Origin of the sequence: Flavobacterium sp. KS-LB2, assembly GCF_036895565.1 — a bacterium.
Taxonomy (GTDB): domain Bacteria; phylum Bacteroidota; class Bacteroidia; order Flavobacteriales; family Flavobacteriaceae; genus Flavobacterium.
Genome location: NZ_CP145904.1, coordinates 1786226 through 1804826, shown reverse-complemented (window position 1 = coordinate 1804826; position 18601 = coordinate 1786226). Strand labels below are relative to the sequence as shown.

At 33.9% G+C, this 18601-nt stretch carries 18 protein-coding genes; 7 read left to right on the top strand and 11 right to left on the bottom strand.

What is annotated here, in order from left to right; genetic code table 11:
* Window positions 1-117 precede the first annotated feature (117 nt).
* Window positions 118-2457, top strand: coding sequence for an ATP-dependent helicase (locus V5J73_RS07630; protein ID WP_338644674.1), 2340 nt, complete (start codon window positions 118-120; stop codon window positions 2455-2457).
* Window positions 2458-2481: 24 nt separating this feature from the next.
* Window positions 2482-3102: an L-threonylcarbamoyladenylate synthase gene (locus V5J73_RS07625; RefSeq protein WP_338644672.1), complete on the top strand. Its 621-nt coding sequence runs from the start codon at window positions 2482-2484 to the stop codon at window positions 3100-3102.
* Window positions 3103-3202: 100 nt separating this feature from the next.
* On the opposite strand, the gene V5J73_RS07620 is transcribed toward V5J73_RS07625, so the two are convergent.
* The 3 genes from V5J73_RS07620 to V5J73_RS07610 are packed head-to-tail and all read right to left on the bottom strand — an operon-like array spanning window position 3203 to window position 5551.
* The gene (locus V5J73_RS07620) at window positions 3203-4036 is read right to left on the bottom strand and encodes an OmpA/MotB family protein (protein ID WP_338644670.1); all 834 of its coding nucleotides are present in this window, start codon (window positions 4034-4036) and stop codon (window positions 3203-3205) included.
* A 50-nt stretch (window positions 4037-4086) separates the two neighbouring features.
* A complete protein-coding gene (locus V5J73_RS07615) occupies window positions 4087-5088 on the bottom strand; it encodes a glycosyltransferase family 2 protein (RefSeq protein ID WP_445236419.1) in 1002 nt (333 codons plus the stop codon).
* A gap of 13 nt (window positions 5089-5101) precedes the next feature.
* Window positions 5102-5551, bottom strand: a complete 450-nt coding sequence (locus tag V5J73_RS07610) for a type I restriction enzyme HsdR N-terminal domain-containing protein (RefSeq protein WP_338644666.1) — start codon at window positions 5549-5551, stop codon at window positions 5102-5104.
* Window positions 5552-5643: 92 nt separating this feature from the next.
* Between V5J73_RS07610 and holA the strand changes: the two genes are divergently transcribed.
* From holA to ettA, 3 genes are all read left to right on the top strand, one after another.
* Window positions 5644-6648 carry a DNA polymerase III subunit delta gene (gene holA, locus V5J73_RS07605; protein ID WP_338644664.1) on the top strand — a complete coding sequence of 335 codons (1005 nt, stop codon included), beginning with the start codon at window positions 5644-5646 and terminating at the stop codon, window positions 6646-6648.
* 76 nt (window positions 6649-6724) lie between these two features.
* Complete coding sequence (locus V5J73_RS07600; RefSeq protein ID WP_091169561.1) at window positions 6725-6907, top strand: CAL67264 family membrane protein; 183 nt, start codon at window positions 6725-6727, stop codon at window positions 6905-6907.
* Between the two features lie 73 nt (window positions 6908-6980).
* Window positions 6981-8675: an energy-dependent translational throttle protein EttA gene (ettA, locus tag V5J73_RS07595; RefSeq protein ID WP_338644662.1), complete on the top strand. Its 1695-nt coding sequence runs from the start codon at window positions 6981-6983 to the stop codon at window positions 8673-8675.
* 60 nt (window positions 8676-8735) lie between these two features.
* Here the strand turns inward: ettA and V5J73_RS07590 are convergent, their stop codons facing one another.
* The 3 genes from V5J73_RS07590 to V5J73_RS07580 all read right to left on the bottom strand — a co-directional run bounded on the left by V5J73_RS07590 (window position 8736) and on the right by V5J73_RS07580 (window position 11597).
* A complete protein-coding gene (locus V5J73_RS07590; protein ID WP_255409051.1) occupies window positions 8736-8867 on the bottom strand; it encodes a hypothetical protein in 132 nt (43 codons plus the stop codon).
* Between the two features lie 76 nt (window positions 8868-8943).
* Complete coding sequence (locus tag V5J73_RS07585) at window positions 8944-9360, bottom strand: thiol-disulfide oxidoreductase DCC family protein (RefSeq protein ID WP_338644660.1); 417 nt, start codon at window positions 9358-9360, stop codon at window positions 8944-8946.
* A 71-nt stretch (window positions 9361-9431) separates the two neighbouring features.
* Window positions 9432-11597: an endonuclease MutS2 gene (locus tag V5J73_RS07580; RefSeq protein WP_338644658.1), complete on the bottom strand. Its 2166-nt coding sequence runs from the start codon at window positions 11595-11597 to the stop codon at window positions 9432-9434.
* A gap of 145 nt (window positions 11598-11742) precedes the next feature.
* On the opposite strand from V5J73_RS07580, the gene ung reads away from it, so the two are divergent.
* Window positions 11743-12414 (top strand): uracil-DNA glycosylase, encoded by a 672-nt coding sequence (gene ung, locus V5J73_RS07575; protein WP_338644656.1) that lies wholly within the window; start codon window positions 11743-11745, stop codon window positions 12412-12414.
* 151 nt (window positions 12415-12565) lie between these two features.
* Here the strand turns inward: ung and V5J73_RS07570 are convergent, their stop codons facing one another.
* The 5 genes from V5J73_RS07570 to porX all read right to left on the bottom strand — a co-directional run bounded on the left by V5J73_RS07570 (window position 12566) and on the right by porX (window position 16813).
* Window positions 12566-12940 carry a DUF4258 domain-containing protein gene (locus V5J73_RS07570; protein ID WP_282717747.1) on the bottom strand — a complete coding sequence of 125 codons (375 nt, stop codon included), beginning with the start codon at window positions 12938-12940 and terminating at the stop codon, window positions 12566-12568.
* A 36-nt stretch (window positions 12941-12976) separates the two neighbouring features.
* Window positions 12977-14176, bottom strand: coding sequence for an alanine dehydrogenase (locus V5J73_RS07565; RefSeq protein WP_338644653.1), 1200 nt, complete (start codon window positions 14174-14176; stop codon window positions 12977-12979).
* Between the two features lie 94 nt (window positions 14177-14270).
* Window positions 14271-14744: a GNAT family N-acetyltransferase gene (locus V5J73_RS07560; RefSeq protein ID WP_338644651.1), complete on the bottom strand. Its 474-nt coding sequence runs from the start codon at window positions 14742-14744 to the stop codon at window positions 14271-14273.
* 8 nt (window positions 14745-14752) lie between these two features.
* Entirely contained in the window at window positions 14753-15160 is a 408-nt protein-coding gene (gene tsaE, locus V5J73_RS07555) for a tRNA (adenosine(37)-N6)-threonylcarbamoyltransferase complex ATPase subunit type 1 TsaE (RefSeq protein WP_338644649.1), read from the bottom strand.
* Between the two features lie 72 nt (window positions 15161-15232).
* On the bottom strand, window positions 15233-16813 hold the full coding sequence (porX, locus tag V5J73_RS07550) for a T9SS response regulator signal transducer PorX (RefSeq protein ID WP_338644647.1): 1581 nt from the start codon (window positions 16811-16813) through the stop codon (window positions 15233-15235).
* Between the two features lie 470 nt (window positions 16814-17283).
* Here porX and V5J73_RS07545 point away from each other — a divergent pair, with 470 nt between their 5' ends.
* On the top strand, window positions 17284-18201 hold the full coding sequence (locus V5J73_RS07545; protein WP_338644645.1) for a hypothetical protein: 918 nt from the start codon (window positions 17284-17286) through the stop codon (window positions 18199-18201).
* Window positions 18202-18601 lie beyond the last annotated feature (400 nt).

The following is an 18601-nucleotide window of genomic DNA, read 5'->3' as shown; positions in this document are numbered from 1 at the left end:
AATGACCTTATATTTCTTATATGGTTTAATAAATGAAGAATGGTTTTTTAGCTTCATTTAAAAGTACACTTTTACATCTTAAATTCTTATTTTTGCATAATAAATTTAAATTTCTCCATGCATAAATATATCGATCAACTCAACGAAGCCCAACGTGAACCTGTTCTTCAAAAAGACGGACCAATGATTATCATTGCTGGTGCGGGCTCTGGGAAAACGCGTGTGTTGACTATTAGAATTGCTTATTTGATGAATCAGGGCGTTGATGCCTTCAATATTTTATCGCTTACGTTTACCAACAAAGCGGCACGGGAAATGAAAACCCGAATCTCCCAAATTGTTGGAGCAAGTGAAGCCAAAAACCTTTGGATGGGCACATTTCACTCGGTTTTTGCCAGAATTTTGCGTTCCGAAGCGGATCATTTGGGATATCCTTCAAATTTTACGATTTATGATTCCCAAGATTCATTGCGTTGTATTTCCGGGATTATCAAAGAAATGCAATTGGACAGGGATGTGTATAAACCAAAACAGGTTTTAAGCAGAATCTCCAGTTATAAAAACAGCTTGATTACGGTAAAAGCCTATTTCAATAATCCTGAATTACAAGAAGCGGATGCAATGGCTAAAAAGCCAAGATTAGGAGAAATTTATCAAAATTATGTTGATAAATGCTTTAAATCTGGCGCGATGGATTTTGATGATTTGTTGTTGAAAACCAATGAATTATTGACACGTTTCCCAGAAGTTTTGGCTAAATATCAAAACCGATTCCGTTATATATTAGTAGATGAGTACCAAGATACGAATCACTCTCAATATTTGATTGTTCGTGCATTGTCTGATAAATTCCAGAATATTTGTGTGGTGGGTGATGATGCGCAAAGTATTTATGCGTTTCGTGGTGCGAATATTAACAATATTTTGAATTTCCAGAAAGATTATGAAGGCGTGAAAACGTTTAGATTGGAACAAAATTACCGTTCGACAAAAAATATAGTGGAAGCAGCAAATACGATTATCGATAAGAATAAAGTAAAGCTGGATAAAATAGTTTGGACAGCGAATGATTTTGGTCCAAAGATAAAAGTGCACCGCAGCATGACTGATGCCGAAGAAGGGCGTTTTGTGGCTAGTACCATTTTCGAACAAAAGATGCAAAATCAGCTGAGCAACGGTTCTTTTGCCATTTTGTATCGTACCAATGCACAATCCCGTGCGATGGAAGATGCGCTTAGAAAAAGAGATATTCCGTATCGCATTTATGGTGGTTTGTCTTTTTATCAAAGGAAAGAAATCAAGGATGTATTGTGTTACTTGCGATTGGTTATCAACCCAAAAGATGAAGAAGCTTTGGTTCGTGTTATCAATTATCCGGCTCGTGGAATTGGAGACACAACAGTCGAAAAATTGACTATTGCAGCCAATCACTACAAACGTTCCATCTGGGAAGTCATGCAGAATATTGATAAAATTGACTTAAAACTGAATTCGGGAACCAAACAAAAACTGCAGGATTTTGTAACGATGATTCAGAGTTTTCAAGTTATTAATGAAAATCAAGATGCGTTTTATATCACCGATCATGTTGCCAAGAAAACAGGATTGGTTCAAGAACTAAAGAAAGATGCTACTCCAGAAGGAATGGCTAAAATTCAAAACATAGAGGAATTACTTAACGGTATCAAGGATTTCACCGAAGGTCAGAAAGAAATTGATGGAGCACGTGGTGCCTTGTCTGAGTTTATGGAAGATGTGGCTCTGGCAACCGATTTAGATAAAGACACCAGCGATGAAGACCGTGTCGCGCTAATGACCATTCACCTGGCAAAAGGATTGGAATTTCCTCATGTTTTTGTCGTAGGAATGGAAGAAGATTTGTTTCCGAGTGCAATGAGTATGAGTACCAGAAGTGAACTCGAAGAAGAACGTCGCTTATTTTATGTGGCTCTGACTCGTGCGGAGCATCAAGCCTATTTAACGTACGCTCAATCGCGTTATCGTTGGGGAAAATTGACAGATAGCGAACCCTCTCGATTTATTGAGGAAATTGACGCACAATATTTAGAATACCTAACGCCAGCCGAGTCAAATTATAGGTACAAACCAATGATTGACAGTGATATTTTTGGAGATGTTGATAAATCTAGATTGCGTTTGGCAAAACCAGCCAACGGTACTCCACCAGTTAAATATAATAATGATAATGAACCCAAATCGGATTTAAATATTCGTAAATTGAAACCTGTATCCAATACTGCAACTTCAAGCGGTAGTGCAAATTTGTTTGATAATAAATTGGTTGCCGGAAATATTGTAATGCACGAACGTTTTGGTAAAGGCGAAGTTTTAAACCTGGAAGGAGTGGGAGCAGACAAAAAAGCCGAAATCAAATTTGAGGTTGGTGGAATAAAGAAATTATTGTTGCGCTTTGCTAAACTGGATATTATAGGATGAAAAAAGTTTTAAACTAAAAAATAAATGGCTCAATTTATAAAAATATACGAAGACAAACCTAATGAAGCGGCAATAGCCAAAGTGGTGAAGGTTTTAAAAGAAGGCGGTTTAGTAATTTATCCGACGGATACTGTTTATGGATTGGGTTGTGATATTACCAATACCAAAGCTTTGGAACGCATTGCGAAGATCAAAGGGATAAAACTGGAAAAAGCTAATTTTTCCTTTATTTGCCATGATTTGAGTAACTTATCTGATTATGTTCGACAGATTGATACGCCAACATTTAAATTACTAAAAAGAGCTTTGCCAGGACCTTATACTTTTATTTTACCTGGAAATAATAATTTACCAAAGGAATTCAAAAAGAAAACCACTGTCGGAATAAGGGTTCCAGATAACTCAATAGCTTTAGAAATTGTAAAACAATTGGGAAACCCCATCGTATCAACTTCAATTCATGATGAGGATGATGTGATTGAATATACTACTGATCCAGAACTTATTTTTGAGAAATGGCAAAACCTAGTAGATATGGTTATTGATGGCGGTTATGGGGATAATATGGGGTCAACGATTATTGATTTATCAGGAGATGAACCTATTGTAGTGAGAGAAGGTAAAGGAAGTTTGGACATTCTTTAATTAGTATTCATTCTTGAAGAGTCGGGATTAGTGTTCAGTAGAAAACATAAAAAAACGTCCCGATATTCAGGACGTTTTTTAGTTCAAATACAATTTGAAATTATGGTCTTTGTTTTTTCATCTCTTTTTCAATCATGTCATAAAACTGATCGATTTTAGGCAAAACAACAATACGTGTTCTTCTGTTACGAGCTCTGTTTTCAGCTGAATCATTTGCTACTAAAGGAATATATGAACTTCTTCCTGCTGCAATCAATTGTTCTGGTTTAACACCTAATTGATTTGTTAATACACGAATGATAGAAGTAGAACGTTTCACACTTAAATCCCAGTTGTCTAATAAAATACCTGAACCATTGTAAGGAACATTATCGGTATGACCTTCAACCATACATTCAAAATCCGGTTTGTCATTTACTACTTTAGCCACTTTTGCTAAAACACCTTTTGCTTTATCCGTTACATCGTAACTTCCTGTTTTAAACAACAATTTATCAGCAATAGAGATAAAGACAACTCCTTTTTCAACATTTATTTCAATATCTGGATCAGAAATTCCTACAGCACTTTTCAAACTAGTAACTACAGCAAGTGTAACACTGTCTTTCTTAGTTAAAGCGTCTTGCATTCTGCTGATTTTTAAATCTTTCTCTTTTATAGATTCTAAAGCTTTTTCAATATTTTCAGCTCCTTTTGTTGACAAAATAGTCATGTCCTTAGAAGTGCTTATTAATCCTTGGTTTTGCTCTTTTAAAAGAGATGCCGTAGCAGAAAGTGCTGCTTTTTCTTCTAAACAAGCATTTAGTTTTACTGTTGCAGTATTTAATAAGTCTTGAGTTTCTTTATTTCTAGCTTCTAAATCAGTGTATTTCTTTTTAGAAACACATGAAGTCAATAGTGCTAATACAGATAAGGCAATTACTATTTTTTTCATAAATGGTATTAATTTAATTAAATGTTAAAGACAAATTTACTTTTTTATATTTATTTTATTCTAAATAAATCGTTAAAAACAACGATTTTCTTAATGAAATAGATGTAAACGATACTTTTTGTGTTATAGTATTTTTGTTCTTGAAATTTAGTTCTTTTTTTATAATGATCTAAAAAAAGGTTATAAAAAGAAAAATGTGCTTTCAATATTGCTACAAAATGATTGAATTTTCCTTTCATAAGAAATTGTATTCCGGCAATTCCATCCAGAACCATTCGACCTAAAAGAATTGTGTATAATTTTTCTTTAGGAAGGTTTTTTGTCAGCATCAACAAGGAATTTCTAAAATTCAAAAACGTTTTTTTCGGGTTACCTTGTTGTAAAGTTGCTCCGCCTACATGATACACAACCGATTCCGAAATGTATTTTATTGTATATCCATTATTAAAGGCGCGCCAGCACAAATCAATTTCTTCCTGATGCGCAAAAAAAACATCATCAAAACCATTTAGTTCTTTATAAACGACGCTTCTAATAAAAAAACAAGCTCCTGTTGCCCAAAATATTTCGCAGTTGTCATCGTATTGTCCGTTGTCTTTTTCTAAAGTGTCAAAAATACGACCACGACAATATGGATATCCATATTGATCTATAAAACCACCGGCAGCACCAGCATATTCAAAGTATTCCTTATTTTTGAAATCCAATATTTTAGGCTGAATTATAGCGGTTTTTGGCTCATTCTCGAAAGTTTTAAGAATAGGTTGTAACCAATTTTCGGTCACTTCAATATCCGAGTTTATCAAGGCATATATATCAGCCTCAATATGCTTTAAAGCTTGATTGTATCCATCTGCAAATCCTAAATTAGTGTCGTTTTTTACAATTTTAACCGAAGGAAAAAAAGCTTTCACATAGGAAACAGAATCATCTGTAGAAGCATTATCCGCAACATAAACGGTGGCCTCCGGAGAATATTTCAACACCGAAGGTAAAAATTTTTCTAACAATAAAATTCCATTCCAATTCAGGATGACAACAGCTATTTTCATTTCCATTATTTGATTAAACGATTTTATACATGGGTAATTCAGGTAGAAATTGATATTTTTCATTTTCAAAATCCATTCGACAAAAGTAATGATTCAAACCATTGGTTACCATCAAAAATTCGGACTTCATTGTCATATTGTATCTTGCAATTTGGTCGAAAGTCGCTTGAGCAATTTTTACTTCAGGTGCTTTGCATTCGATTAAAATAAAAATAGAACCATCAGAATTGAAAACCACGACATCGTATCTTTTGCGCAAGCCGTTGACTTTTAAAACTTTCTCTACATTAATCAATGATTTTGGGTATTTTTTTTCTTCCAATAAAAATTGGATGACATGCTGACGAACCCACTCTTCGGGTGTGAGAATGATAAATTTTTTCCTGATTTCGTCGAAAATGGAGACTTTATTTTCGCTATTTTTGAAACGAAAAGTATATGTAGAAAAATTTAATTGCTGCATGAAGCAAAAATAGTTATTTAGTTTAAAGTTTAAGGTTTAAAGTTTCATACGATTCAACAAACTTTAAACTTTAAATTTAAACAAAAAAGAAAATGGACGAGGTTATAAAAATTGTAAATGATATAAAAAGCGGTAACATCAAACCAATTTATTTTTTGATGGGTGAAGAACCGTATTATATTGATAAGCTATCAGATTATATCGAAGAAAAAGTCTTATCCGAAGAGGAAAAAGGCTTCAATCAAACCGTTTTATACGGAAGAGACGTTTCTATAGAAGATATAATTTCTACTGCAAAACGTTATCCAATGATGGCAGAGCGTCAAGTGGTCATCGTAAAAGAAGCCCAAGATTTAATCAGAACCATAGATAAACTGGAAAACTACGCTGAAAACCCAATGGCAACAACAGTTTTAGTTTTTTGCTACAAATATAAAACGCTCGATAAACGAAAAAAAGTAACCAAGTTATTAGCGAAGAACGGTATCGTTTATGAGAGCAAGAAACTATATGAAAACCAAGTAGGAGAGTGGATTAAACGTGTTTTATCCGGTAAAAAATATGCTATTGAGCCCAAAGCAAATGCCATGTTAGTGGAATTTCTTGGAACAGATTTGAGTAAAATAAATAATGAACTGGAAAAATTACAAATTATCTTGCCAGTAGGAAGTACCATTACACCAAAAGATATCGAGGAAAACATAGGTTTCAGCAAAGATTTCAATGTATTTGAATTACGAAAAGCACTTGGCGAACGCAACCAGCTAAAAGCTTATAAAATTGCGGAGAACTTTGCTCAAAATCCAAAAGACAATCCAATGGTAGTTACTACTAGTTTGGTTTTTGGATTCTTTATTCAACTTTTAAAATACCACGGATTAAAAGATAAAAATCCCAAAAATGTGTCGGCTGTATTAGGCGTAAACCCATTTTTTTTGAAAGAATATGATGTGGCTTTGAAAAACTATCCCATGAAAAAAGTGAGCCAAATTGTAGGTGCTTTGCGGGACATTGATGTAAAAAGTAAGGGTGTAGGCGCGAATGCAATGTCACAATCTGATTTACTACGAGAAATGCTTTATAAAATATTTAATTAAAGGACAAAAATTTCCGATATTTGCACTCCTTATTCCGAGGCGTAGTATCGGGTTATTAAAAATATATACCACAATTATGGGAATGAATAAAAATACTATTTTAGGTTGGGCTACTTTAATAATGATTGTAATGGGTTTACTGCTGATTGCATTAGGCGCTTTTAGGTACGATGATGTAGCAGGCTGGGGATTTGCAGCTGTAGGTGTTGGCTTTTTGGCTAATGCTTGGGTGTTTAGTTCTCTTAAAGGCAGGCTTTAAGAATTATTTTAATGTTGACCTGAGTCTGAAAGAGCGAATAGACGAAGTAATTTTAAATTTTAAATAAAAAAAAATGGCAGACGATAAAAAAGTAATATTCTCAATGTCAAAATTGAGTAAAACCTATCAAGGAGCAGATAAACCAGTACTTAAAAACATCTATTTGAGTTTCTTTTACGGAGCCAAGATTGGTATTTTGGGTTTAAATGGATCTGGAAAATCTTCTTTATTAAAAATTATTGCTGGCGTTGATAAAAACTATCAAGGTGATGTAGTTTTTGCGCCAGGCTATACAGTAGGTTATTTAGAACAAGAACCAATTTTAGATGACAGCAAAACAGTTATTGAAATTGTTAGAGAAGGAGCTGCCGAAACGATGGCAGTGCTTGCAGAATATAATAGTATTAACGATTTATTTGGTCTAGAAGAAAACTATTCAGATCCAGATAAAATGGATAAATTGATGGATCGTCAAGCGACGTTACAAGACAAAATTGATGCGCTTGGAGCTTGGGAAATCGATACCAAACTAGAAATCGCAATGGATGCTTTACGCACGCCAGATGGCGATACACCAATCAAAAATCTTTCAGGAGGAGAGCGTCGTCGTGTGGCTTTATGTCGTTTGTTGTTGCAACAACCGGATGTTTTGCTTTTGGATGAGCCTACGAATCACTTGGATGCTGAGAGTGTACTTTGGTTAGAACAACATTTAGCACAATATGCAGGAACTGTAATTGCAGTAACGCACGATAGGTATTTCTTGGATAATGTTGCTGGTTGGATTTTGGAATTAGACAGAGGTGAAGGTATTCCTTGGAAAGGGAATTATTCTTCTTGGTTGGACCAAAAATCAAGCCGTATGGCACTAGAAGAAAAAGTAGCTTCGAAACGTAGAAAGAATCTAGAACGTGAGTTGGACTGGGTTCGTCAAGGTGCCAAAGGGCGTCAAACGAAACAAAAAGCACGTTTGCAGAACTACGATAAATTATTGAATGAAGACCAAAAACAATTAGATGAAAATTTGGAAATTTACATTCCAAATGGTCCACGTTTAGGAACGAATGTAATTGAAGCCAAAAATGTTGCTAAAGCTTTTGGAGATAAATTACTGTATGATAATTTAAATTTCACGTTACCACAAGCAGGAATTGTTGGAATTATTGGACCAAACGGTGCTGGTAAATCAACTATTTTCAAAATGATAATGGGTGAAGAAAAACCAGATTCAGGAGAATTTTTAATCGGGGATACGGTAAAAATCGCTTATGTAGATCAAGCGCACTCCAACATAGATCCTAATAAATCAATTTGGGAAAACTTTGCTGACGGTCAGGAATTGATTATGATGGGCGGAAAACAAGTGAATTCAAGAGCTTATTTGTCACGATTTAATTTTGGCGGTGGAGAACAAAACAAGAAAGTGTCTATGCTTTCCGGTGGAGAGCGTAACCGTTTGCACCTTGCGATGACTTTAAAAGAAGAAGGAAACGTACTTTTACTGGATGAGCCTACGAATGATTTGGACATCAATACGCTTCGTGCATTAGAAGAAGGTTTGGAGAGTTTTGCAGGTTGTGCGGTAGTTATTTCTCACGACAGATGGTTCTTAGACAGAATTTGTACGCACATTCTAGCTTTCGAAGGAAACTCTGAAGTATATTATTTTGAAGGTGGTTTCACTGATTATGAGGAGAATAAGAAAAAACGTTTGGGTGGTGATTTAACTCCAAAACGATTGAAATACAGAAAATTAATTAGAAGTTAATTCACTCTAATTCTGTTAATAATAGAAGAGGATGTCCATTGGGCATCCTCTTTTTTTGTGCTATTTTTTTATTTTTTTGTCGGAATTCATCATAATTAAAACTGCGGCAACAAGTCCTATGATTACTAACCCAAAAACGACAATCATTATAAATGAACCATTATCCCAAGAAAAAAGTGTAGTGTCTTTCATGATTAATTAAATTTAAGATTGTCCAAATATATTATTCTTGCAAAATAAAAGTCATGATAATTATCATATTGGTCATTTATTCTAAAAACTTAGCTTGGAGCTCTTTTGTGGGAATCAGGCAAGTTTCCTTTTTCCCATACCATTTGTAACGATTTTTAGCAATATAATCGTAAATATGGTTATTTAGTGAAGTGGGTAATATTGAAAATAAAGTACCAAAATAAAATAGTCCACTTAAATCTTTTGCAATTTCTAAAACGGCTTCTGATTTATAATAATAAGCGAAACCCGGTTGATACAGAATAATACTATCCGTTTTTTGTGTATCAATTCCCAAGTGTTTAATTATTTTTTGACCTAAATCAGATTGTAAGGCAACAAATCTGAAAACATCTTTTGCATCATGCTTAATGATTCTTTGCACTGCGGAATCACACAGATTGCAAACGCCATCATAGAGGATAATTTTTTTGTCTTTAGGAATATTGAGCATAATTTAAAATTTAAAATTCAACATTTAAAATTATTTAACGGAGTTGAAATTTATTTTCGTCTGAACAATCCTTACTTTTTCCCTGCTTCCACAAATTCCAGCGCTTCCAAACTCACTTTTGAAGTAAATACACCATAGTTTACGGTTGCTTTATTTTTTTCAATAGAATCAATGGTTCCCACCGCTTTTCCGTCAAACATTCGCACGCGATCGCCTACTTTTAGGATAGGTTTTGGTTTCTCAACCACCACTTTTAATTTCTTCTCTTTCTTTTCTTTTCTGATTTCTTCAACCTGAACGGTCACTTCTTGAATGACTTCTTTTTTCTTTTCAATCAGTGCTTTTGCTTCTTTGGTTGTGGCTTTTTTGCGTTTTGAATTTTCGATTTCAATGATTTTCAAAAACTCACCAAGCAGTTCTTTCTTATTTTTATTATTAAAATATTTCTCCGAAATGTCTTCAATTTTTTGACCTATGTAAATGGTTTTCTGGTTGCTGTCGTACAATTCTTGATAGCTTTCCAGTTTCTGTTTGATTTTCACATTGATGGTTTCCATTTTCTTGCCTTCTTCACGCGCTTTTGTTTCTTCTTCTTTAAGCGTTTGCGAAGTTTTCTCCATTTTAGAACGTTCTTTCTGAAGGGTAGCAATCGTTTTATCAAAACGTACTTTTCCAACTTCAATTTTCTTTTTCGCCCGATTAATTAAGCTGAAAGGAATTCCGTTTTTCAAAGCCACTTCAAAGGTGAAGGAACTTCCTGCTTGACCTAAAACTAATTTGTACAATGGCTCTAATGTTTTTTCATCAAAAAGCATGTTGGCATTGGTAGCAAAAGGCAATTCGTTCGCCAGAATTTTTAGATTTGAATAATGCGTTGTAATAATCCCAAAAGCTTCTCTATGATAGAATTCTTCTAAGAAAATTTCTGCTAAAGCACCTCCTAATTCTGGATCTGAACCGGTACCAAATTCATCAATAAGGAACATGGTTTTTCTATTGCACTTCTTCAAGAAATAGTTCATGTTCTTTAATCGGTAACTGTATGTACTTAAATGATTTTCAATAGATTGATTGTCTCCAATATCTGTTAAGATTCTATCAAATAAAAACGTTTCACTACGTTCATGTACCGGAATCAACATTCCGGATTGCAGCATCAATTGCAGTAATCCAACGGTTTTTAACGAAATAGTTTTACCTCCGGCATTTGGTCCCGAAATCACAATAATTCTGTTTTCTTGACCTAATTCAATGGTTTGCGGATGCGTAATTTCATTTTTTTGTTTATTGTTCAAATACAGAATAGGATGGTAAGCTTCTCTAAAATAAAGGCGGCGTTCCTCTGTAATTGTTGGTAAAATTCCATTGATTTTATTTGCATATTTTGCTTTTGCGGCAATTACATCAATATCACTAAGGAAATCCTGGTATTTTATTAAAAGCGGTAAATGCGGGCGAATATAATTGGATAACTGTTTTAATATTCGAGTGATTTCCTCTTTCTCTTCGTATTCTAAATTACTCAATTCACGGGAATATTGTAAAGTAGCTTCGGGTTCAATATAAGCAATACTTCCTGTTTTGGAACTGCCCAAAATGGATCCTTTTACTTTACGGCGATACATCGCTAAAACTGCTAAAACGCGTCGATTTTGAACAAAACTTTCTTTAATATCGTCTAAATATCCTAAAGCATTGTATTGTGTCAATGCTGTACCAAAACTTTGATTGACTTTTCCGCGAACAGCATTCATACTGCGACGGATGTTCAATAAATCCGGGGAGGCATTGTCTTTAATTTCGCCATATTTATCGACTACTTCGTCCACCATCGTGATGATTTCTTTAGTCAGTTCGACTTGGTTTGCTCTTGCGTTTATATTTGGATAATAATCCTCGAATTTTCTCAAAAAACTCAACAGGAAATTTACTGTTGAAGAAATGGTAGCGATTTTTCTAAAACTGCCCACTTCCAAGAAACTGTCTTCAATGGCCAAAAACTTTATTTCATGCGTGATAGCATCAAAACCATGATTGGGAATCGCATTGTTATTTTGGAAAGACGAAACATATTCTGAGGTTTGCATTAATGCTTGCATCAATGTTTCCTTGTCTTTAAAAGGGGTTATTTCTAATGCTTTTTGTTTTCCAATGTCAGTATTACAAATGGTCGAAATGGTTTCGAGAACCGTTGGAAATTGTAAATCTTGTAATGTTTTTTCAGTGATGGATATCATTTATCGTATAATTCTTTTCAAGACAAAAATAGCTAATAGTTAAGACTATTTAACAGACTTTCACAAAGAATTAATGAATGTTTATTATCCTTTTTATGATTCAAAAAAATATTCTCTCTGTATCTTTGCTTTCTAATATTTAACTATGCAAATCAATCTCAATCCCACTTGGCAATCCATTTTATCAGATGAAATCCAGAAACCCTATTTTCAGGAATTAATGGAAACGGTTGATGAAGAATATAAAAATCATACGTGTTATCCTCCGAAAGAATTCATTTTTGCTGCGTTTAATTATTGCAGTTTCAAAGATGTAAAAGTGGTTATCATTGGTCAAGATCCGTATCACGGCAAGGGCGAAGCCAATGGTTTGTGTTTCTCTGTAAATGATGGTGTTCGAATTCCGCCTTCGTTACGCAATATTTTCAGGGAAATGAGTGAAGATTTGGGAACTATTTTTATGCCCACTTCTGGTAATTTAGAAGCTTGGGCAAAGCAGGGAGTTTTATTGTTGAATGCATCGCTGACGGTAAGAGAAGACAATGCGAACAGTCACAAACACTTGAAATGGAATGTTTTTACTGATGCTGTCATTCAAAAAATTTCAAATGAAAAAGAACATGTTGTTTTCTTGCTTTGGGGGAATTTTGCCCATAAAAAAGGACTTAAAATCGACCGAAACAAACATTTGGTTTTGGAATCCGGGCATCCTTCGCCAATGAGTGCGAATCAAGGGAAATGGTTTGGGAATAAGCATTTTAGTAAAACGAATTCGTATTTAAAACAAAACGGATTAGAACCTATAAAGTGGTTGTAGTTTTTTAAACTATTTTGAAATTATCTTTTTCTAAACCATTTAGAAATTAAGTTTAATTAGGGCTATAAAACTTAATTTTCTAAATATCTTAATAGTTTTATTTTAAAAGTACTGTTTCCTAAAATTTACTTTTGTTGGTATAAAAGAGAAATTATTTTTTTATAATATCTTCTAAAACAGCTTTATCGGAGTAATTAATAACTTTCAAGGTAACCTCTTGGTTTTTGATTGTTTTTCCTTCGATTACATACAACTTTCCTTTTTTAAGTTCGATATTACTGTTATCAAAATCTACATCACCGTATTGTAATGTGTTTTTTATATCGGCAGTATCAATCCATTTTTCAGCCAAAATCTGAGATGCTTTATCCGAATAATGGAAAGGTTTGTTTCTCAAATCATTTAAGACTCTCGCATTAGGGAAATAGTTACAACGGGTATCTTTACCACTAAAAACAAGGGCTACAAAAAACAATCCTATCACTAAACCAACTAAGTAATAAGCAAAACGGTGAATAAATTTCATGAATTAAATTTTTGGCAAAGGTAGAAGAAAGTTTTCTTAAAAAACAATTAAATTAATGTCGTTGTAAGGCAAATCAAACCATTCGCCTATAGAAGTATTAGTAAGGATTCCGTGGTACATATAAACGCCATTTTTCAATCCTTTGTCACAACGAATAGCACTTTCGATGCCACCATCTTCCGCTATTTTCATCAGGTAAGGGGAAATTATGTTGCTTATGGAAAGTGATGCAGTTTTAGAATATCGGGAAGGTATATTGGGTACGCAATAATGCAAAACATTGTTTTTAATAAACGTTGGTTTCTCATGTGAAGTCACTTCTGAAGTCTCAAAACAACCACCGGTATCAATACTTACATCCACAATTACAGCGCCGTTTTTCATGTGTTCTACCATGGTTTCTGTAACTATAACTGGACAACGTTCTTTTCCTCGCATGGCGCCAATGGCTACATCACAACGTCTTAACGCTTTTAGTAACGCTTTTGGTTGTATCGTGGAAGTGAAAATGCGTTGGTTTAAATTATTTTGCAAACGACGCAATTTGGTAATTGAATTATCAAAAACTTTGACACTGGCGCCTAAACCTATTGCGGTTTTAGCGGCAAATTCACCTACAGTTCCTGCGCCTAAAATAACCACATCAGTTGGAGGAACTCCGGTAATGTTTCCGAATAACAATCCTTTTCCAAATTCATTGGTAATCATCAACTCTGCAGCGATTAAAATTGATGCCGTTCCTGCAATTTCGCTTAGGGATTTTACCGCAGGATAGGTTCCGTCTTCGTCCTTGATGTATTCAAAAGCGAGAGCAGTAATTTTCTTTTTGGTTAAAGCCTCAAAATAAACTTTCTTTCGGGTTTTGAGTTGAATAGCTGAGAGCAGAATCGTTTGAGGATTCATCATTTCAATTTCGGCAAGCGTTGCTGGCTCTACTTTTAGTATCATCGGACAACTAAAAACTTTCTTGGTGTCACTGGTAACTTCTGCACCGGCATCACAATATTCTTTGTCGGTATAACTGGAATTTAATCCCGCGCCAGCCTCAATCATTACCCGATGTCCATGGTAGGTCAGCGAGTTTACAGCGTCTGGAGTAAGACAGATACGGCGTTCCTGATAACTGGTTTCCTTTGGAATACCTATAAAAAGTTCGCTTTTTTTTCTGGCAACCTCTAGCTTTTCTTCTTGAGGTAATAGCTGTTGTTTTGTGAATGGCGTTATAGTAATTGACATTGATGTTGTTAAATTAAGGGTACAATTTACGTAAAAACTTTTAAAAAAAGTGCACGATTTGCGGGGATAAATACAAGTGAACCTGCATTTACAATTAGTGCATGATTCTTTCCATTTTTATATCGGCTCTTTCATAAACGCCATCTTCCAAAGGTACTTCTACAAAACCAAATTTTTCATACAAATGAATCGCCGGCAGTAATTTCCTGTTCGAATATAAAATCAGCTTTTCAATTCCTTTTTCTTCGGCAACAGCAAGACAATGTAGCATTAGTTTTTTTCCAACTCCTAAACCTTGAACGCCATCAGTTACTGCCATTTTGCTCAATTCAAATGTTGTGCTATCAATTTTTATTAGGGAAACCGTTCCTATTATAGCATCATTGTATTTTGCATAAAAAATCATTCCGCCTTTGTCTATAATTTGACCTTGCGGATCCGAAAGTACGATTTCGTCTTTGGGTTCCACTTTGAAATATTTTTGCAACCATTCCAAGTTCAAGGTTTTTATAGGTTCTTTTAAAGCAGCTGAAAAAGGAATAATTTCTACGGTATTGTCTAAGCTCATAATTACTTTTAACTTAAGGTTAAAGCTCTTTTTCCATCAGGAAGCAGTGAAATAGTTATAACGGAATGGGTTTCCGGAATCAAATTTGGAATCTTCTCTGCCCATTCTATAAAACACCAATTTCCAGAATACAAATAATCATCAACACCCATATCTAAAGCCTCTTCTTCCTTGTTTAATCTATAAAAATCAAAATGATAAACCAGCTGATTGTCATTGGCTTCATATTCGTTAACTAAAGAAAAAGTTGGGCTACTCGTTGCGCCAGATACGCCAAGCGTTTTACACAATTCCTTGATTAAAGTGGTTTTTCCAACACCCATTTCTCCGTGAAAAAGAATCACTTTTTTAGGGTTATTGGCAATAATTTTTTGCGCCACTTCTTCGAGTTGGTCAATAGAAAAAATGATATTCATTCTTATAAAATTGTTTAAAGTTTAAAGTTTAAGGTTTTTGCCGTACACTGAAAACTGAGACTTGCTACTTTTTTATTTCGGGTTAAAAACTAAAAACGGAATAATCATTTCTTCTAATGAAATTCCACCGTGCTGATACGTATTTTTGTAATAACTCACATAATGATTGTAGTTGTTGACATACGCCAAGAACAAATCATTTTTTGCAAAAATATAAGAACTGCTCATATTTATAGCAGGCAAACCAATATTTTTTGGTTCTTTCACCGCATAAACATCTTTGTATTCATACGTTAAGCTACGTCCTGTTTTGTAACGCAAATTCAAACTGGTGTTTTTATCACCCACTACTTTCGAAGGGTTTTTTACATTTATCGTTCCGTGATCAGTAGTTAAAATCAATTTGAAACCCATTTTTTGAGCTTGTTGAATAATTTCTAAAAGCGGCGAATTCTTAAACCAACTCAATGTAAGCGAGCGATATGCTTTATCATCAGAGGCCAGTTCTTTTACCACATCCATCTCTGTTTTAGCATGCGAGAGCATATCCACAAAGTTGTAAACTATCGTAACCAAATCATTATCTTTTAATGCTTTAAAGCTTTCGGCTAATTTTTTTCCTCCAGCAAGACTGGTTATTTTAAAATAATCTTCTTTAATATTCAAGCCCAATCGTTTTAATTGTGCTGTCAAAAATTCAGCTTCAAAAAGGTTTTTACCGCCTTCTTCGGGGTCGTTTTTCCAATATTGAGGAAATTGTTTTTCCATTTCCAACGGAGTCAACCCTGAGAAAATAGCGTTTCTCGCATATTGCGTAGCCGTAGGAAGAATAGAGTAGTAGGGCACTTCTTTTTCCAGTTTATAGTAATTTCCCACTACGCTTTCAAAGGCTTTCCATTGGTCGTAACGCAGGTTGTCAATCACTACAAACAAAATAGGCTTGTCTTTTTTCTTAAGTTCTGGAAGCACTAATTCTTTGAATAACGTGTGCGATTGAACCGGTTTATCCGCTGTTTGTGCACTCGAGCCTTGGCGAACAGGCGAAGCAAACCAATCCTCGTAATTGCGCTCAATGAATTTTCCAAATTGTGAATTGGCTTCTGTTTTCTGGGATTCCAAAATTTCAATCATACTCTGATCGTCGATATTTTCCAATTCCAATTCCCAAAAAATCAATTTCTTATACAACTCAATCCAGTCTTCATAGGAATTCACCATCGCCATTTCCATGGTAATTTTTCTAAATTCTTTCTGATAATCCAGCGTTGTTTTTTGCGAAATCAATCGGGAATGATCCAGATTTTTCTTCAAGCTCAACAAGATCTGGTTCGGATTCACAGGTTTAATCAAATAATCCGCAATTTTAGAACCTATGGCTTCCTCCATAATGTATTCTTCCTCGCTTTTCGTAATCATAATCATGGGAACCGAAGATTTTTTCTCCTTCATTTCTGATAAGGTTTCCAAGCCGCTCATTCCGGGCATATTTTCATCCAAGAAAACAATATCAAAATTGTTTTCCTCAAAAATTGCAATCGCGTCAAGCCCGTTGTTACAGGTTGTTACCTCGTAATTTTTCTTTTCCAGAAATAAGATATGTGGTTTCAAAAGGTCGATTTCATCATCTACCCAAAGTATTTTTATTTTATCCATAATTGTATAAACAAGTGTTCTAAAGTACTATTTAAAGTGCCAAATTACATTTTTTTGCAACGGCTACCTGCTAATATTATGATAATTTTTTAACATACTTACGCTGAATTTTATAAAACTGCAATTCGCTTTCGTTTTGTTTTAGGTTTGTTTTTGGGCGTGCCCCATTCTCCGTAAACTCCGTCTGGGTCGGGCTGTACGCTGTATCTTTCCTTTTTAAAGAAAAAAGGAAAGGATGCCGCTTCCATCCCTCACGCATTTACGAGAATGATTGGGGTTTAGTACAAAGTATAGTTAATAAAAGGTTTCTGAAAATAAGAAGGGTATTTGATTATTTGTAGTTATTTTTTTATATTTTCGTGAAATATGATGATAGATGTTTATCACACAAAGCCTCCAAAATTGGTTGGCTTTGTGTGACTTTGTCACACATATAAATAAGTTATGTGACATATCCGAAAAAACCAAAAATGACAATACAACAAAAGTGCAACGATTTAAATAGAAAAATTCATGAGAAATTGTTTTTAAACAATTTTCTTTTGAATAAAACTGGAAATCATGAAAGAGCATTTACATCGCTCGATTTGATTGAAGATTGTCAAAATGCAATTGAAGAATTTGATAAAGTAGAAACTGTAAAACATAGGTCAACTTTATACATTTATGGAGTATTGCAAGCAATGTATTGTCAACAGGACGGTTTATTTCACTTATATAAGACAATTGTCGATATAAAGATAAAAAACGTATATGAACTTTTTAAGCTAAACCATTTCACAGAAGAAATCAGAGAAGTCAGAGATGATATTGCTGGACATCCAGCTGATAGAAAGAAAGGAAAAGAATTTTATTTCATAGCAAAAGGTTCAAATACAAAATACAAATTTTCATACGCAGGTTATACTCCAGAATTTAGAATTGTAGAAGTTGACTTAAAAAATTTTATCGTTAAACAGAATGATTTTACAAAAACTATCTTAATGCAAATCGAGAACTCCATTTGTGAAAAGATTGAAATTCATAAAAAAAAATTTAAAGGAATGACACTTGCAAATTTACTTAATGATCTAGACAGCAATATACAATTTGTTTACCGAGGCATATATGATAATCATCATATGGCTGATTTTGGTCTGAATGAAATGGAAAAAACGATTGCAAAAGTAAAACAAGAATTAAATACTAGATATAATAATAGAATTCCTGAAAGTGTTGAATGCATTTTTAGGCTTCAAGATTATATAATCAAAAAAGTAGAGAAATGGATTTCAAATAATGAAATTTATAAAAATATCGAAGCCGAAATTTATATGGATAGTTTCGATAAACAATTAGAAGAACTTCGAACAATCTTAACTGAAATTGATCAAGAGTTTGGAAATTAATGCGTCACATAACAGCTACTACAACGGATTTGGGTAATTGGCTTAATGGGAAAATGGTTTTGTATTTGGGATGATTTGGCAAATCGGAAAATAGGGCTTAATTTAGTCACTAACTAGATGCAGTAACAAAACGTAGTGACAAGCAACCTAAAATTGAGAGAAAATTTAATAATTAAAATATACGTAAAGAAAATAATAAAATATTTGCTCAATTTTACTGCATTAAGTTTTATGATTTTTTATTTTTATTTCTCTTATGCAATAATAGTTAGAGTTCCAAATATTGAAAGGCTTATGAATTTAATTTATAGTCAAGTAGAAAAGCTCACACTAGTTTCAATTGCATTTATTATAATTATAACTTTTATAAATTATGTTTCTGAAAGAAAAATTGAGAAAA

Bases quoted from the DNA above. Each gene is read 5' to 3' on its own strand.
- ettA (WP_338644662.1), top strand. From the start codon at position 6,981: ATGGCAGACGATAAAAAAGTAATATTCTCAATGTCAAAATTGAGTAAA.
- V5J73_RS07560 (WP_338644651.1), bottom strand. From the start codon at position 14,744: ATGAGCTTAGACAATACCGTAGAAATTATTCCTTTTTCAGCTGCTTTA.
- V5J73_RS07620 (WP_338644670.1), bottom strand. From the start codon at position 4,036: ATGAAAAAAATAGTAATTGCCTTATCTGTATTAGCACTATTGACTTCA.
- V5J73_RS07600 (WP_091169561.1), top strand. From the start codon at position 6,725: ATGGGAATGAATAAAAATACTATTTTAGGTTGGGCTACTTTAATAATG.
- V5J73_RS07580 (WP_338644658.1), bottom strand. From the start codon at position 11,597: ATGATATCCATCACTGAAAAAACATTACAAGATTTACAATTTCCAACG.
- V5J73_RS07630 (WP_338644674.1), top strand. From the start codon at position 118: ATGCATAAATATATCGATCAACTCAACGAAGCCCAACGTGAACCTGTT.
- tsaE (WP_338644649.1), bottom strand. From the start codon at position 15,160: ATGAATATCATTTTTTCTATTGACCAACTCGAAGAAGTGGCGCAAAAA.
- V5J73_RS07625 (WP_338644672.1), top strand. From the start codon at position 2,482: ATGGCTCAATTTATAAAAATATACGAAGACAAACCTAATGAAGCGGCA.
- V5J73_RS07615 (WP_445236419.1), bottom strand. From the start codon at position 5,088: ATGAAAATAGCTGTTGTCATCCTGAATTGGAATGGAATTTTATTGTTA.
- holA (WP_338644664.1), top strand. From the start codon at position 5,644: ATGGACGAGGTTATAAAAATTGTAAATGATATAAAAAGCGGTAACATC.
- ung (WP_338644656.1), top strand. From the start codon at position 11,743: ATGCAAATCAATCTCAATCCCACTTGGCAATCCATTTTATCAGATGAA.
- V5J73_RS07610 (WP_338644666.1), bottom strand. From the start codon at position 5,551: ATGCAGCAATTAAATTTTTCTACATATACTTTTCGTTTCAAAAATAGC.
- porX (WP_338644647.1), bottom strand. From the start codon at position 16,813: ATGGATAAAATAAAAATACTTTGGGTAGATGATGAAATCGACCTTTTG.
- V5J73_RS07565 (WP_338644653.1), bottom strand. From the start codon at position 14,176: ATGTCAATTACTATAACGCCATTCACAAAACAACAGCTATTACCTCAA.
- V5J73_RS07585 (WP_338644660.1), bottom strand. From the start codon at position 9,360: ATGCTCAATATTCCTAAAGACAAAAAAATTATCCTCTATGATGGCGTT.
- V5J73_RS07590 (WP_255409051.1), bottom strand. From the start codon at position 8,867: ATGAAAGACACTACACTTTTTTCTTGGGATAATGGTTCATTTATAATG.
- V5J73_RS07570 (WP_282717747.1), bottom strand. From the start codon at position 12,940: ATGAAATTTATTCACCGTTTTGCTTATTACTTAGTTGGTTTAGTGATA.
- V5J73_RS07545 (WP_338644645.1), top strand. From the start codon at position 17,284: ATGACAATACAACAAAAGTGCAACGATTTAAATAGAAAAATTCATGAG.